Below are 12,609 nucleotides of genomic sequence, written 5' to 3'. Positions count from 1 at the left end.
CCCGTCACCAACGCGCCATGGATAAGAAGACGGAGGAACTCCGTGACATCTTCATAGACGTGACCGACGAAGCGACGGTCACGGAGGAACAAGAGGAAACTCACGGGTCGCTCGGGTCGGAGCAAAAAGTCAACGAGCGACTGCGTGACATCGTCGAGGACATGCGCGAGCGATTCACGTTCGACACGTCACTCGGTGATGCGGAACTGGTGAGCGTCGTCCGCCGGTTCTCCGCCGGAGACGACGACGAAGAGATTGCCGCCGAACTCGGGACGAGCGAGGACGCCGTCACCGAAGCACGACTCGACCTCCACCTCTTCAGGGACGCCGATACCGACGCTCCCTTCGACATCGAGACCCTCCGTGTCCTCCTCGCGGACGGGACGTCCATCGCCGACTGTGCCGAGCGACTCGATGCGAACGAAACGACCGTGAGCCAGTACCAGCACGTCGTCGAGGCCAGAAACGAAGCGCGGGCGGTCAGCCAGCAGTACATCAACGAGTTCGAGAACGTCCTCCAGGACCGCGAACTCTCCGACCGGATGGCCCAGGACATCCAGCAGGACGGTCTGGACGACGCGACCGAAGGGATGGAGACGAACGTTTCCTTCTGAAACGAGCTTTTTCTGCAGTCGTCGTCCATCCTGGCCGTTACCGTCGTTCATACTGACGGTTTCTTCACAGACCATGGCCTTGGAGGAATCTTCCCAGCATCACTTCCGAAAATTCCCCTAGCGGCTTTCGCGGTCGCATTAGTAGCGTCGCAACTCCTGAAGTTACAGGAGTCACCGAATTAGCATCGGAAAACGGACGAAACCGAGACGCAGAACGCGCAAACCGAGACGCGAAACCGCTATTCGACACCCGACTCGACGCCCTCTTCCATCGTGCTCGCTTCGATTTCGTCATCGCTCAAGCGCGTGATGCGAGCCTTCATGATGCGCGTGTTCTCGACTTGCTCGACGTGGAGACGCACCCCGTCGTACTCGATGTCCTCGCCCTCCTCGACGAGTCTCCCCGCACGGTTGAAGATGAACCCTGCGATGGTCTCGAACTCCTCGCCCTCGGGGAGGTCTATGTCCATCGCTTCGTTCACCTCGTCGATGTTGAGTTCGCCACGGACGATGACCGTGTCGTCGTCGATGCGCTCTATGGGCTCTTCTTCCTCGCCTTCGAGGATGTCGCCGACGATCTCTTCGACCATGTCCTCCATGGTGATGAGCCCCTCCGTCGTCCCGAACTCGTCGATGACGATGACCATCTGCATGCGATTTTCGCGCATCTCGGTCAGCAGTTCGTCCACGTTTTTGCTCTCGGGGACGTGGAGCGTCGGCTGAATCACGTCGGCGAGCTTGAGTCTATCGCCCGCTTCACCGTAGTTTTTCTCACGAATCAAATCTCGGACGTTGACGATGCCGATGACGTTGTCCAGACTGCCCTCGTACACCGGCACGCGCTCGTGGTTCGCCTGAACGAGCGTCTCGATGGCCTCGTTGATGGGCGCGTCCTGGGGGACGGCGATCATATCCAGCCGTGGGGTCATCACTTCTTTCGCGATAGTGTTGTTGAACCGGAAGATGCGCTGGAGCATCTCGCGTTCGTCTTCTTCGATGACGCCCTCGCGCTCGCCGGTCTCGATCATGTCCTGTATCTCGTCTCGCGTGACGTACGAGGTTTCGATGGCCGACCGTCCACCCGTGACACGGTTGACCAGACGCGTGAGGTAATCGAAGAGAACGACCAGCGGGAGCAGGAGATACTCGGAGTATTTGAGCGGTTTCCCGATTCTGAGTGCCCACGATTCGGTGTTCTCGACCGCGTACGATTTCGGTGCGCTCTCGCCGAACAGCAAGACGAGTGCCGTGATGCCGAACGTAGCGATGGCGACCGCCTGCCCCTGGTTGCCGAGGAAGTACGCGAGAAGGCCCGTGGCGATAGAGGACATCGCGATGTTGACGATGTTGTTCCCGACGAGAATCGTCACGAGCAGTCGGTGCGGATCGCTTTTCAGCGCATCGACCGTTTCGGCACCATCGACGCCGTCTTCGACGAGCGATTCGACCCGGTGTTTGGCGAGAGAGAACATCGCAATCTCCGAAGAGGAGAAAAACGCCGACAGACCGAGGAGGATGAGGATAGCAGTGACCCCCCCAACCTGGATGAGCGAGTCGGTTATCGGGATATCGAGCACGCTATCAAGCGGCGCGGTTTGCGCGAGGACGACGAGTATCGGAGAGAGTGCCATTCAATAACCCACCTTGAGCGTCAGCGGGATTAACTCTTTATTCTTTTGCCGTACCCAAAAAAGGGTCGATCTGCCGCGAACGAAGCCCTTACACGCGGTTCTCCCATATTTCGGACCATGAGCACCGAGACGGCAGATGCTGCCATCACGCTGTACCGGCTACAGGCGTGTCCGTTCTGTGAGCGCGTCGTTCGAAAACTACAGGAGTACGACCTGCCGTACCACTCGCGGTTCGTCGAACCCATGCACTCGGACCGAAACGTCGTCAAACGCATCAGCGGTAAACGAACCGTCCCCGCCATCGTCGACGAGACGACGGGCGTGACGATGAGCGAGAGTGCGAACATCGTGACCTACCTCGAAAACACCTACGGGCCAGGAGGTGACGAGTGATGGTCGATTTCGACGTCGTCGAACTAGGGAACGCCGACCACCCCGAACGTGGAGAGCAGGTACCCGATTTCACGCGGCCACTCGTCACCGCGGAGTACTGGGAAGACGCATCGCTGTCCGACGTGACCGCGGATGGGCCGACGCTACTCGTCTTCCACGGGATGGACGGCGGGTTCCCGGCGACCTACGTCTGGAACGAACTTCGAGAGCGGGCGTGGGACGACGACCACGACCTGCAAATCGTTGGTCTCTCCATCTCGACGCCGTACGAGCACAAGACGCTCATCGAGGAGCGCGGGATAGACTACCGACTGTTCAGCGACCCGGCGAACGAGGTCGCCGAGGAGTACGGCATCACCAACGAGCTAGATGGAATGGCGGGCATCAGTGAACCGCGACCGGCCGTTTTCCTGCTCGACGAAGAGAGAGTCGTCGAGTACGCGTGGGTGGCGACAGAGTGGCCCGAGTTCCCGGAGTACGACGAAATCGAGCGCGCCATTGAAGCACGATAACCCCCGGTCGAGCACGGCGAGACCGGTCCACGGTCACATTTTCGAAGGCGGTTCGCCGATGGACGAGAAACGAGTCTCGACCGAGGACGCTACGCTTTTTTCACACACCGGTCGAAGGTGGTGTATGGACGACCTCGAACGAGCAGTGGCGGCGATTCGAAGCGGCGAACTCGTCGTCTATCCGACGGAGACCGTGTACGGTCTCGGCGCAGACGCGCTCGACCCCGACGCCGTCGTACGGGTGTTCGACGCGAAACGACGGGCGCGAGAGAAACCCGTCTCACTCGCGGTCCCCGACGTGGAGATCGCACGCTCGTACGTCCGCCCGACCGAACGCGAACGGGAGTTCATGCAGGAGTTTCTACCCGGCCCCGTGACCGTTCTCTGTGAGAAGCGGGATGCGGTGCCGGACGTACTCACTGCTGGCCGAACGCGGGTCGGGATTCGGATTCCCGACCATCCACTCGCGCTCGAACTCCTCCGGCGCGTCGCGCCGACGCCGGTCACCAGTACGAGCGCGAACGTGAGCGGAAAGCCGAGTGTGAGACGCGCAGACGACGTCGATAGCGCGATTCGAGACGCCGCGGCAGTCGTCCTCGACGGCGGCGAGACCGGGGGGACGGCGAGTTCCGTCGTGAACGTCGAACGCGGCGAGATACTCCGGCGAGGGGCGAACGCCGACGAGATAGAGACGTGGCTAGCCGCCGAGGAGTGACCGAAGCGTGCGGGTTTTCACTCCGCATTCCGCACGGTACTCGCACGCGTCGCACTTACTCGCTTTTCAAGCGCGGTGGCGGCCCGTCGATAGCGCGGCGGTACGCGGCTTTCTGACGCGTCGTCAGTCGAATCTCGCGGACGATGCCGTGGGCAGGGTACTCCACGAACGCGCATTCGACGGGACACTCGTGTTCCCACGAGAGCGCCTTCGCAGCCGCGACCGTTCGAACGGTCTGTGGCTCCAGACGCCCGTTTTCGGTGGCGTTCCGGTGAACACCATCGACGGGACGGGCGTCTCGAGGTCGAGCACCTTGTGGACGATTCCGCGGCAGTCTCTCCCGTTGACCAGTCGTTCACGGTCGGTAGGAGAGACGAGTTCCAACCAGGCGTCGAGTTCTTTCGCGTGTTCGATATTCGAACGAAATCGACCGGGAGAGACGGCGAGTGAGCGACCCGTAAGGTCGACATCGGCGAGCGAATCGTACTCGAACGCGAGCTGTCGTCGTCGCGGAGATAGTGAACCGCCTCGGGGTCAAGCCCCGAGGCACTCGGCCTGCTCCGCCTGTAGAGTTTTCGCGGGCAGTACGCCGCGGTTTCGAGCTCGCTGAAGGGAATCTTCGACACGGCGAGTTTGGTCGCGGATTCGTATATAAACCTCCGGGCGAGAGCGAGGGAAAGGGGCAAGAGTCTGGACAGTCTGTTGTCGAATATGAGCGACTTCGATAAGGAAGCTGAGCGGGAGAAACTCCGCCAGCAGTACGAAAAAGACAAAGAGGCACGAAAATCCACACAGCGAATGAGCGAACTGTTGTTGCAGGGCGCGACGATGACTGGAAAACACTGTGACACCTGCGGGGACCCCATCTTCCGACACGACGGAACCGAGTTCTGTCCGACGTGCCAACACGGTGGAAACGCCGAGACGACAGCCGAGAGTGTCTCCCCGGAGGATTCGGCCGAAGGCACACAGCCTGCGACCGAAATCGAAGTCGAACAGACCGAGGCCGAAACGGAAGCGGGCGGGGAAGCCGACGAACACAGTCAATCCGACCAGCCCACCCGGACCAGCCAGCCACCGACACCGCCACGACAGCCTCGACGGACGCCCCCGAGCCAGGCGGGAGAGTCGCGAGGGCGGGGGCAGGAAACGAGCCACACCGAGTCGCGGCCGGCAGAGCGGACACGTAGCGACGACGCGGGAGACCTCAGTGAGGCTCGGAACGCGCTCCGTCGGAAACTAACCCGACTCGCACGGGAAGCAGAGGAGACAGAGGACGTAGGATACGCCCGCGAACTACTGGGTGCAACCCGCGAAGCGGCAGAGGCGCTGGCGGCACTCGAGCGGGCGAAGCGTTAAGCCAGAACCGACCGACGTTCCGATATGGACGTTCTCGTGCCTATCGACGGGTCGGAATGCAGTTTTCGCGCGCTCGAATTCGCCACGACGTTCGCCCGGGAGTTCGACGCGACGCTCCACGTCATTCACTTCTCCGACGAATCGACCGACGCCACCGACGAAATCCTCTCACGAGCGCGAAGCCTGCTCGACTCGGAAGGTATCGAAGCGAATATCGAAGCGAAGGTGGAACTCGCGACGGATCTGCAACTCGAGTTCCGGCCAGCAGACCGCGTCGGCGAGAACGTGTTGAAGCTTGTGAAAACGAGCGGGTACGACCACGTCATCATGGGCCATCACGGCTCGGGAGCCATCGAACGAGCGATTCTCGGGAGTGCCGCCGAAACCATCGTTCGCGCCGAGTCGGTTCCGGTAACCATCGTCCCCTAGAGCACCTGCAGACCGTAGGAACTGGTGCTCGTATATACTGGGTGGTCGAGCCAATTCAGCGCGTATCCCAAATCGGGGTCGAACTCCGGAGGCGAGCGGTAATCGTGTACGTCGTGCTGTGGTTCGCCGTACAGTGCTTGGTCGCTCGTCTGTCCACCGGTTTCGTGCTGTGGCTTGCCGTATAACTCCTCAATGTCCCGCCAGTCGTCGTCACCCTCTATCCGAAGTCGGGTTAGCATGGGTTTACTCTCATCAGGGTAAATGACTCTGGAGCATTTAATGTACCACGACCGTTCACGCCGTTTACACCGTGGTATTCGAACCGTTATCACCCGATTCGAAGTGGTTTAGGCCGAGTCAACCGGGAAAACGAACGTTGGTAAATATCGCCGCAAATGCCGCCGATACTATCGAGACACGTCGGGGCAGTCGTGCGGAAACTGCTGGTTACGGGTCGTACTCACTGGCGACGACTTCGCGGATACGGTCGGCGGTCACCTCGCCGACCCCCTGGGTCTCCATAAGGTCGTCTTTCGGCGCCGTCATGACCGCTTGAACCGATTCGAACCGCTCCAGAAGCGAGCGAGCGGTGACGGGGCCGATGTCGGCGATGGAGGCGACGACGTACTCCTGTTGTTCCGAAAGCGTCTTCGAGTGCTTGTCTCCGTGGACCGAAACCTTGCGTTTGCTCACTTCCTGTTCGCGCGTGGCGAGAACTTCGAGCAGGTCGGCAGTGTCCTTTTCGTCCTCGGTTCTGAGAACGCTCGCACCGAAGTCGACTGCAAGCGACGCGACGGCGCCGCGAATCGCGTTCGGGTGGACGTTTCGCTGTTCGTACAACCCCTCCCCCTCGATGACGACGACCGGGCGGGCGTAGTGGCGGTTCATGTCTCCCACCTGTTCGAACACCGAGCGGTCACCACCGACGAGCGTATCGAGGAAGTCGCTCACCGACTTTCGCTCCACGACGACCCGGTCGCTCAGCACGTAGTCACCCACTGCGAGCGTTTCCAGGCGCACGTCCACGTCGTCCCGGGCAGAGAGGTCGCGGGCGATGTTCGCGTCCAGTTCGCGCTGGTCGGCGACGATTTCGACGCTCTCGGCGTTTTCACGCTTCCGGGCAGTGGCGACGACGCCGTCCAGTTCATCCGCGCCACGACCCTCCGTCTCGAACGCCTGGAGGCCGTGGTTCACTTCGGACGTTTCGCCGTCGCCACCGAAATCACCGAGCGTCTGCTGTGAGTCATCGAGTTCCTCCTCGACTTCCGCGGCGACGCCTTTCAGTTTCCGCAGTTCTTCTTCCATCTCGTCTTCCCGGCGCTTCGAAATCCAGAAGTACGCCTCGTCGCGGGTATCTTCGGCGAGCAAGACGACGACCTGTCCCTGTGCCTGTCGGCCGGTTCGTCCCTTCCGCTGAATCGACCGTACCGCGGTCGGAACGGGTTCGTAAAACAACACCAGGTCGACTTCGGGCACGTCGAGACCCTCTTCCGCGACGGAGGTCGACACCAGTACCTCGAACTCGCCAGCACGGAATGCATCGAGCACCTCCTGCTGTTGTTTCTGGGTCATGCCGTCGCTTCCTTCCTTGTCGCCCTGCCCGACGAACCGCCGGGCGTCGAAGTGCTGGCCGAAGAACTCGGTCAGCGTCTCCGCCGTGTCCCGCGATTCTGTGAAGACGATGATTCGTTGTCCGCCGTCCACGAGCGTCTGGGCGACGTAGGTGTGTGCCTTCCGGAACTTGGGGTGGCGGTCCTCGAACTGCACCGCTTTCCGCATCGTTTCCTGTACTTTCGGCTCGGAGACCATCCGTTGGCTTGCCTTCGATGCGCCTGACGACCGGGCGGCGTTGCGCTGGCGTTCGAAGTACCGACGGAGGGACTCAACGCTCTGTGTCTCGGCGAGTTCGACCGCCCGGCGGAGTTTCATCACCTCCGCGTGGGCGGACATCCCCTTGTACCCTTCCGACTGGTCGTTGTCGATGAGTTTCTGCAACTCGCCGCGAACCTTGTTCAGGTCCTTCTGTGAGATGTCCGGGCGCGTCGTGTTGACGACGCCGAGTTGCTTGAGCCGCTCCAACCGGTCGGAGATGACCTCGTTCAACGCGTCTCGAATCTCCAGAATCTCGTCCGGGAGTTGGACGCGAACCCACTCGACCTCGGTGTCGTGCGTGTAGGTCGAAACGTCGCTGTCTTCTTCGGTCATCACCTCCACTTCGTGGAGGCCGAGGTTTTCACACACCTCCAGAATCGACTCCTTGTCGCCTCCAGGCGACGCACTCATACTGGTGACCAGCGGGTCGTGGGCGTCTGCGTGGTAGCGTTCTGCGATGTAGTTGTACGCGTAGTCGCCGGTCGCACGATGGCACTCGTCGAAGGTGATGTGCGTGACTGGGCCGAGGTCGATTCGACCGCCGACCAAATCGTTCTCCACGACCTGCGGTGTGGCGATAACGACCGTCGCCGACTCCCAGAGCTTAGAGCGTTCGTCGGGACGCACCTCCCCGGTGAACACGACGATATCCTCGTCCGACACCGAGAGCGCCTCCCGATAGAAGTCGGCGTGCTGGTTGACCAGCGGTTTCGTCGGCGCGAGCAGGAGCGATTTCCCACCGACCTCGTTCAATCGTTCCGCGGTGACCAGCAAACTGACCGTCGTCTTCCCCAACCCCGTCGGGAGACAGACGAGCGTGTGGTCGTTGCGTGCAGTGCCAGCGAGTTGAATCTGGTAGAGTCGCCGCTCGATGAACTGCGGCGCGAGATACGGGTGTTCCACGTAGTTCTGTTCCGTGTCCGTGGTCGCCATTCGTCACGTGGTTTCGTCGTCAGCCGGTTAAAGAGTTCGTGTGGCGAGGTGAAAGTGAACGCCGAAGGTTTTTGTCGGAAGACGAAACCAACCCCGGTGACTCGGATGCAGAGTTTCGGACACTGGTTCGTCTGGTGGCTACTCGTGTGGTCGGTGGCTCGCTGGCGAGAACGGTCGTCACATCGACAGGTGATGCGTGTCGGTCGAAAGAGAGACCGAACGACCACCGGCGAAATCGGTCACGGCACGCCGAAATACGGATACGGATAGTTAGACGACGGAGGGTGCGTACTGAAGTCCGACGAAGATAGCCACCGCTGCACCGATGGGAATCGTGAGGTTGTCGTCGATGACGTAGCCCGCGATGACGGGTTTCACACCGTCAGCGAGCGTCGCGGCCAGCGCACCGAGCACGGCGGCCGGAAGCGGCAGGTCGAGGAGCGAGGCGATGACGAGACAGACGGCGAACGTCACGAGGAGCGTGTGGATGGCTTTGACGCGAAGTTCGTCCGAGCCGAGCAGACCACTGATGGGGTCGGCGATGGTCAACATGAGCATCGCCGGAATCGCAACGCGTGGCTCGAACGCCCACGCGGTCACAGTCATCCCGAAGAAGTAGAGGGCGTACCCCGCGAGGTTGTCCTGTTCGTACTCCCGCGTGAGTTCGTCGTATATTTGCCAGTCGAGTCCAACGAGCAGGCGGATGATTTCGAGTGCGAGTGCGACAGCCGAACCGAGCACGAGAAGCAAGCGCAACTGGTCCCACGTCAGCAAGTCCAGTAGGTACAGCGCCGGTAGGCCGGTTCCGCTGACGTGCACCAGCCGGCGCTTGACTTCGCTCGACACGGTTATAAGTCGGCGAACGAGCGGTCGCCACGCCGGAGGTCGGCGAGGATGTCGGGCAGGTCGGCGATAGCGACTCGTCTCTGCTCGGTCGTGTCGCGTTCCCGGAGCGTCACGGCATCGTCGTCGAGACTCTCGTAGTCCACCGTCACGCAAAATGGCGTGCCGACTTCGTCCTGTCGTCGGTAGCGCCGACCGATGTTCCCCGAGTCGTCGTACGTCACGTCGAAACCGCGGGTCCGGAGGTCGCTTGCGATATCGCGCGCCGTATCGCCCATGCCGTCTTTGTCCATCAGCGGAAAGACGCCGACCGTGGTCGGTGCGAGTTCGGGTTCGATCGCCAACCGGGTGCGCGTCTCGCCGTCCACTTCGTCCCGTTCGTAGGCGTGGGCGAAGACGGTGTACAGCACGCGGTCGATACCGATGGACGGTTCCACGACGTGCGGAATGACGTGTTCACCGGACTCTTTTTCCTCCTCGACGCTGAAACCGGTCTTTTCGACCGGAATCGTGTAGGAGTCACCATCGACTTCGACGGTCACCTCGTCGCCCTCGAAGGCAGTTCGGTCGCGCTCCGCGAGCGTCTGGAGTGCGTCGGCGATGTCGGCGGCAGCACCACCGAACTCCGGGCCGAGATAGCTCATGTCCGGTTCGACGGTGGCACGTTCGACCACCTTCGGTTCGTCGTACTGGCGGAAGACGGTGAAATCCTCGTCGGAGTACGCGTCGTGTTTCGAGAGGTCGTAATCGCTCCGGTAGGCGTAACCGGTGATCTCTATCCAGTCGTCGTCGATTTCCGCCTCGGCGTCCCAGCAGTCGCTGGCATAGTGAGCACGCTCACCCGCGAGGTGCTGGCGGAAACGGAATCTGTCCATGTCCACGCCGATTCGCTCGTACCACTCCTGTCCGACGCCGAGGTAGTACGCCACCCAGTCGCTCGCGATGACGCCCTCTTCGACTGCTTCACCGATAGTCATCCGAACGTAGTCGCCGTCTTCGGCGTTCTGTTGTTCGGCGGAGTAGAGGGTTACCTCCACGTCTTCGACCCGGTGGAGCGGCGGTTCGTCCGATTCGGGGTCGATGAAGTGTTCGAGTTCGGCCTGCGTAAACTCACGAACGCGGACGATAGACTTCCGGGGGCTGATCTCGTTTCGGTAGGCCGTGCCGATCTGCGTGATGCCGAAGGGGAGCTGGTTGCGTGCGTACTCCGACAGGCGCGGAAACTCCACGAAGATACCCTGTGCCGTCTCGGGCCGCAGGTAGCCGGGGTGGCCAGAGCCGGGGCCGATAGCCGTCTCGAACATCAGGTTGAACTCCTCGACCGGTTCGCCCGCGAGTTCGGCCTCGCAGTTCGGACAGCGAAGGTCGTGGTCCGCGATGAGTTCGCCGACCTCGTCCAGCGGAAGACTCTCTGCGTCTTCGAGGCCCGTGTTGTCTTCGATGAGATGGTCGGCACGGTGGCTCTCGCCGCACTCCGGGCATTCGACCAGCATGTCGTCGAACGTGTCGAGGTGGCCCGACGCTTCGAAGACCGGTTCGGGCATCACCGTCGGTGCTTCGATTTCACGGTGGCCTTCCTGCACCTGAAAGCGGTCGCGCCACGAATCCTCGAGGTTGCGTTTCAGTGCGGCACCCACCGGACCGTAGACGTAGAAGCCGGAGACTCCGCCGTAGGCTTCCGCTGCCTGAAAGAAGAACCCCCGTCGTTTTGCGAGTTCGACCAGTTCCTCGCTCATGTAAGCGCCTCCAGCAAGTTCACGTCGCGCACGATGCCCACGAGCAGGTCGCCGCTCACGAGCGGCACCTGTTCGATGTCGTTGGTGAGCATCGTCTGGGCCACCTCGCGGGCGGTCTTTCGCTTCGAGACCGTCTGGACGTCGTCGGTCATAAACTCTCTGACGGGGTCGGACGGAATATTGACGTTACGGGTCGGTATGTAGCTGTTGCCGACCGATTTGATTCCTTCCCACATCCAGTCGTCGTCCTCGTCGGCGATACTGCCGCCCGTGTCGTCCTCGCCTTCGACCACCTGCGCGACTTCGATGATGTCGACTTCCGTGAGGATGCCGTCCATCTCACCCTCTCCGTCCAGGACGATGGCGTAGGGGACGTTCGCGTAGAAAATCTCTCGCTCGGCGACCGTCAGCGGCGTTTCGACGTAACAGGTGTTCACGTCCTTGTTCGCGAGTTCGCCGACTTCAGTGTCGCCGTCGGCTTCGTTCTCGGCGATGGCCCGAACCACGTCGGTCACGGTGACGATTCCTTCGAGTTCGCCGTTCACGACCGGGACGCGGCGAGTTCCCTCTTCCAGCATCAGGGCGGCGACTTCTTCGATAGACGCGTCTTGTGTCGTCGTCGCCACGTCACGCATCAACAGGGCGAGTTGGTCCTCGTCGGGGTTCTCGATGAGGTCGTCACGTGAGATGAGACCACGGTACTTCTCGCCGTCGTCGGTTTGCTTGACGACCGGCACGGAGGAGAACGACCGCTCCTGGAGATATTCGAGTACGTCGTCGCGCGTACCCGGCAACTCGACAGTGACCACGTCGGAGCGGGGCGTCATCGCTTCGGAAACGTTCATACGCGCCGGATACGGTTTCACCCTTCTTGTACCCTACGAAGCGTGCAGTCAGAACCGCATCGACGCGACGATACCGAAAAACAGAGCGGACGGCCGAATGGATAGTCGAATCCGTTCGTGAGTGGCCGGCGGGACGAAACGGGTCGTTACTCGTCGTCGGTTCCGACCGACGAGTCGACGACGTAGTTTTCGTACTTCTCCGGGTTCGGGAAGAACTTCGTGTAGTCGTCGTGGCGGAACGACCCGAGCACGGTGCCGTCGATAGTCTGGACGTGACTGTACATCTCGTCCTCGCGCATCGCCGTCTTCACGAGCGGCGGCGCGTGCATCATCTCGTACGTTCCGGCGATGAGTATCGCAGTCTCCGTATCGGGGTCCAGGTACTGCGTCAGCATGAACACTCGCGAGGAGACTTCTTTGCGAAAGACCTGATACTTCGGGAAGGTTCCCGCCTCGAAAGCGTCGCTGAACTCCTCGGCGTAGTTGTCCGGAATGACGTAGACGAATCCGAATCGGTCGGTGTCCCCCGCCTCGGGATTCTCGGGGGCGGTGTGGCTCGCTGCAATCTCGATGACGTTCCACCCCTCCGATTCGAGGTCGGCAGCCATCGCTTCCATATCGTCGAGCGTGCGGCCCCACGCATCCTTCTCTACGTCAGCGTTGGCCGCGATACGCTCGGCGTACTCGGTTTCCTCGTCGCCGGTCTCTGGCATACTACTATGTCAGG

14 protein-coding genes are annotated in these 12,609 nt (G+C 61.4%); 7 read left to right on the top strand and 7 right to left on the bottom strand.

Annotated elements, in window-relative coordinates; genetic code table 11:
- The first annotated feature begins 17 nt into the window (after positions 1–17).
- Positions 18–614 carry a conditioned medium-induced protein 4 gene (locus tag ACR3FF_RS03090; protein WP_458185949.1) on the top strand — a complete coding sequence of 199 codons (597 nt, stop codon included), beginning with the start codon at positions 18–20 and terminating at the stop codon, positions 612–614.
- 239 nt (positions 615–853) lie between these two features.
- Here the strand turns inward: ACR3FF_RS03090 and ACR3FF_RS03085 are convergent, their stop codons facing one another.
- Positions 854–2,245, bottom strand: coding sequence for a hemolysin family protein (locus ACR3FF_RS03085; protein ID WP_458185947.1), 1,392 nt, complete (start codon positions 2,243–2,245; stop codon positions 854–856).
- Between the two features lie 117 nt (positions 2,246–2,362).
- On the opposite strand from ACR3FF_RS03085, the gene ACR3FF_RS03080 reads away from it, so the two are divergent.
- The 6 genes from ACR3FF_RS03080 to ACR3FF_RS03055 all read left to right on the top strand — a co-directional run bounded on the left by ACR3FF_RS03080 (position 2,363) and on the right by ACR3FF_RS03055 (position 5,653).
- Positions 2,363–2,638 carry a glutathione S-transferase N-terminal domain-containing protein gene (locus ACR3FF_RS03080; protein ID WP_458185945.1) on the top strand — a complete coding sequence of 92 codons (276 nt, stop codon included), beginning with the start codon at positions 2,363–2,365 and terminating at the stop codon, positions 2,636–2,638.
- A complete protein-coding gene (locus tag ACR3FF_RS03075; protein ID WP_458185943.1) occupies positions 2,638–3,150 on the top strand; it encodes a redoxin domain-containing protein in 513 nt (170 codons plus the stop codon). Before ACR3FF_RS03080 ends, ACR3FF_RS03075 begins: the two co-directional genes overlap by 1 nt.
- A 124-nt stretch (positions 3,151–3,274) precedes the next feature.
- Positions 3,275–3,865, top strand: a complete 591-nt coding sequence (locus tag ACR3FF_RS03070; protein WP_458185941.1) for an L-threonylcarbamoyladenylate synthase — start codon at positions 3,275–3,277, stop codon at positions 3,863–3,865.
- A 315-nt stretch (positions 3,866–4,180) separates the two neighbouring features.
- Positions 4,181–4,315, top strand: coding sequence for a hypothetical protein (locus tag ACR3FF_RS03065; protein ID WP_458185940.1), 135 nt, complete (start codon positions 4,181–4,183; stop codon positions 4,313–4,315).
- Positions 4,316–4,576: 261 nt separating this feature from the next.
- Positions 4,577–5,224 carry an Sjogren's syndrome/scleroderma autoantigen 1 family protein gene (locus tag ACR3FF_RS03060; RefSeq protein ID WP_458185939.1) on the top strand — a complete coding sequence of 216 codons (648 nt, stop codon included), beginning with the start codon at positions 4,577–4,579 and terminating at the stop codon, positions 5,222–5,224.
- A gap of 24 nt (positions 5,225–5,248) precedes the next feature.
- On the top strand, positions 5,249–5,653 hold the full coding sequence (locus tag ACR3FF_RS03055; protein WP_458185937.1) for a universal stress protein: 405 nt from the start codon (positions 5,249–5,251) through the stop codon (positions 5,651–5,653).
- Here the strand turns inward: ACR3FF_RS03055 and ACR3FF_RS03050 are convergent.
- The 6 genes from ACR3FF_RS03050 to ACR3FF_RS03025 form a co-directional block, all read right to left on the bottom strand.
- On the bottom strand, positions 5,650–5,892 hold the full coding sequence (locus ACR3FF_RS03050; RefSeq protein ID WP_458185935.1) for a hypothetical protein: 243 nt from the start codon (positions 5,890–5,892) through the stop codon (positions 5,650–5,652). The two genes, ACR3FF_RS03055 and ACR3FF_RS03050, sit on opposite strands and share 4 nt — an antisense overlap.
- Before the next feature lie 208 nt (positions 5,893–6,100).
- Positions 6,101–8,458 carry a DEAD/DEAH box helicase gene (locus ACR3FF_RS03045; RefSeq protein ID WP_458185932.1) on the bottom strand — a complete coding sequence of 786 codons (2,358 nt, stop codon included), beginning with the start codon at positions 8,456–8,458 and terminating at the stop codon, positions 6,101–6,103.
- 270 nt (positions 8,459–8,728) lie between these two features.
- Positions 8,729–9,304, bottom strand: coding sequence for a dolichol kinase (locus ACR3FF_RS03040; RefSeq protein ID WP_458185930.1), 576 nt, complete (start codon positions 9,302–9,304; stop codon positions 8,729–8,731).
- Between the two features lie 2 nt (positions 9,305–9,306).
- Positions 9,307–11,037 (bottom strand): glycine--tRNA ligase, encoded by a 1,731-nt coding sequence (gene glyS, locus ACR3FF_RS03035; RefSeq protein WP_458185928.1) that lies wholly within the window; start codon positions 11,035–11,037, stop codon positions 9,307–9,309.
- Positions 11,034–11,882 carry a CBS domain-containing protein gene (locus ACR3FF_RS03030; RefSeq protein WP_458185927.1) on the bottom strand — a complete coding sequence of 283 codons (849 nt, stop codon included), beginning with the start codon at positions 11,880–11,882 and terminating at the stop codon, positions 11,034–11,036. The genes glyS and ACR3FF_RS03030 overlap by 4 nt, the downstream gene beginning before the upstream one ends.
- A gap of 146 nt (positions 11,883–12,028) precedes the next feature.
- Positions 12,029–12,595 carry a DUF7529 family protein gene (locus ACR3FF_RS03025; RefSeq protein ID WP_458185925.1) on the bottom strand — a complete coding sequence of 189 codons (567 nt, stop codon included), beginning with the start codon at positions 12,593–12,595 and terminating at the stop codon, positions 12,029–12,031.
- Between the last annotated feature and the right edge of the window lie 14 nt (positions 12,596–12,609).

The sequence above is a fragment of the Haladaptatus ordinarius genome, assembly GCF_054177595.1.
Note: the sequence above shows the minus strand (reverse complement) of the source record. Positions and strands in the feature narration are given on the sequence as shown.

What these genes read in the sequence shown, in the direction of transcription:
- ACR3FF_RS03030 (WP_458185927.1), bottom strand. Translation starts at nt 11,882, where the DNA reads ATGAACGTTTCCGAAGCGATGACGCCCCGCTCCGACGTGGTCACTGTC.
- glyS (WP_458185928.1), bottom strand. Translation starts at nt 11,037, where the DNA reads ATGAGCGAGGAACTGGTCGAACTCGCAAAACGACGGGGGTTCTTCTTT.
- ACR3FF_RS03025 (WP_458185925.1), bottom strand. Translation starts at nt 12,595, where the DNA reads ATGCCAGAGACCGGCGACGAGGAAACCGAGTACGCCGAGCGTATCGCG.
- ACR3FF_RS03080 (WP_458185945.1), top strand. Translation starts at nt 2,363, where the DNA reads ATGAGCACCGAGACGGCAGATGCTGCCATCACGCTGTACCGGCTACAG.
- ACR3FF_RS03060 (WP_458185939.1), top strand. Translation starts at nt 4,577, where the DNA reads ATGAGCGACTTCGATAAGGAAGCTGAGCGGGAGAAACTCCGCCAGCAG.
- ACR3FF_RS03090 (WP_458185949.1), top strand. Translation starts at nt 18, where the DNA reads ATGGATAAGAAGACGGAGGAACTCCGTGACATCTTCATAGACGTGACC.
- ACR3FF_RS03070 (WP_458185941.1), top strand. Translation starts at nt 3,275, where the DNA reads ATGGACGACCTCGAACGAGCAGTGGCGGCGATTCGAAGCGGCGAACTC.
- ACR3FF_RS03050 (WP_458185935.1), bottom strand. Translation starts at nt 5,892, where the DNA reads ATGCTAACCCGACTTCGGATAGAGGGTGACGACGACTGGCGGGACATT.
- ACR3FF_RS03085 (WP_458185947.1), bottom strand. Translation starts at nt 2,245, where the DNA reads ATGGCACTCTCTCCGATACTCGTCGTCCTCGCGCAAACCGCGCCGCTT.
- ACR3FF_RS03045 (WP_458185932.1), bottom strand. Translation starts at nt 8,458, where the DNA reads ATGGCGACCACGGACACGGAACAGAACTACGTGGAACACCCGTATCTC.
- ACR3FF_RS03055 (WP_458185937.1), top strand. Translation starts at nt 5,249, where the DNA reads ATGGACGTTCTCGTGCCTATCGACGGGTCGGAATGCAGTTTTCGCGCG.
- ACR3FF_RS03075 (WP_458185943.1), top strand. Translation starts at nt 2,638, where the DNA reads ATGGTCGATTTCGACGTCGTCGAACTAGGGAACGCCGACCACCCCGAA.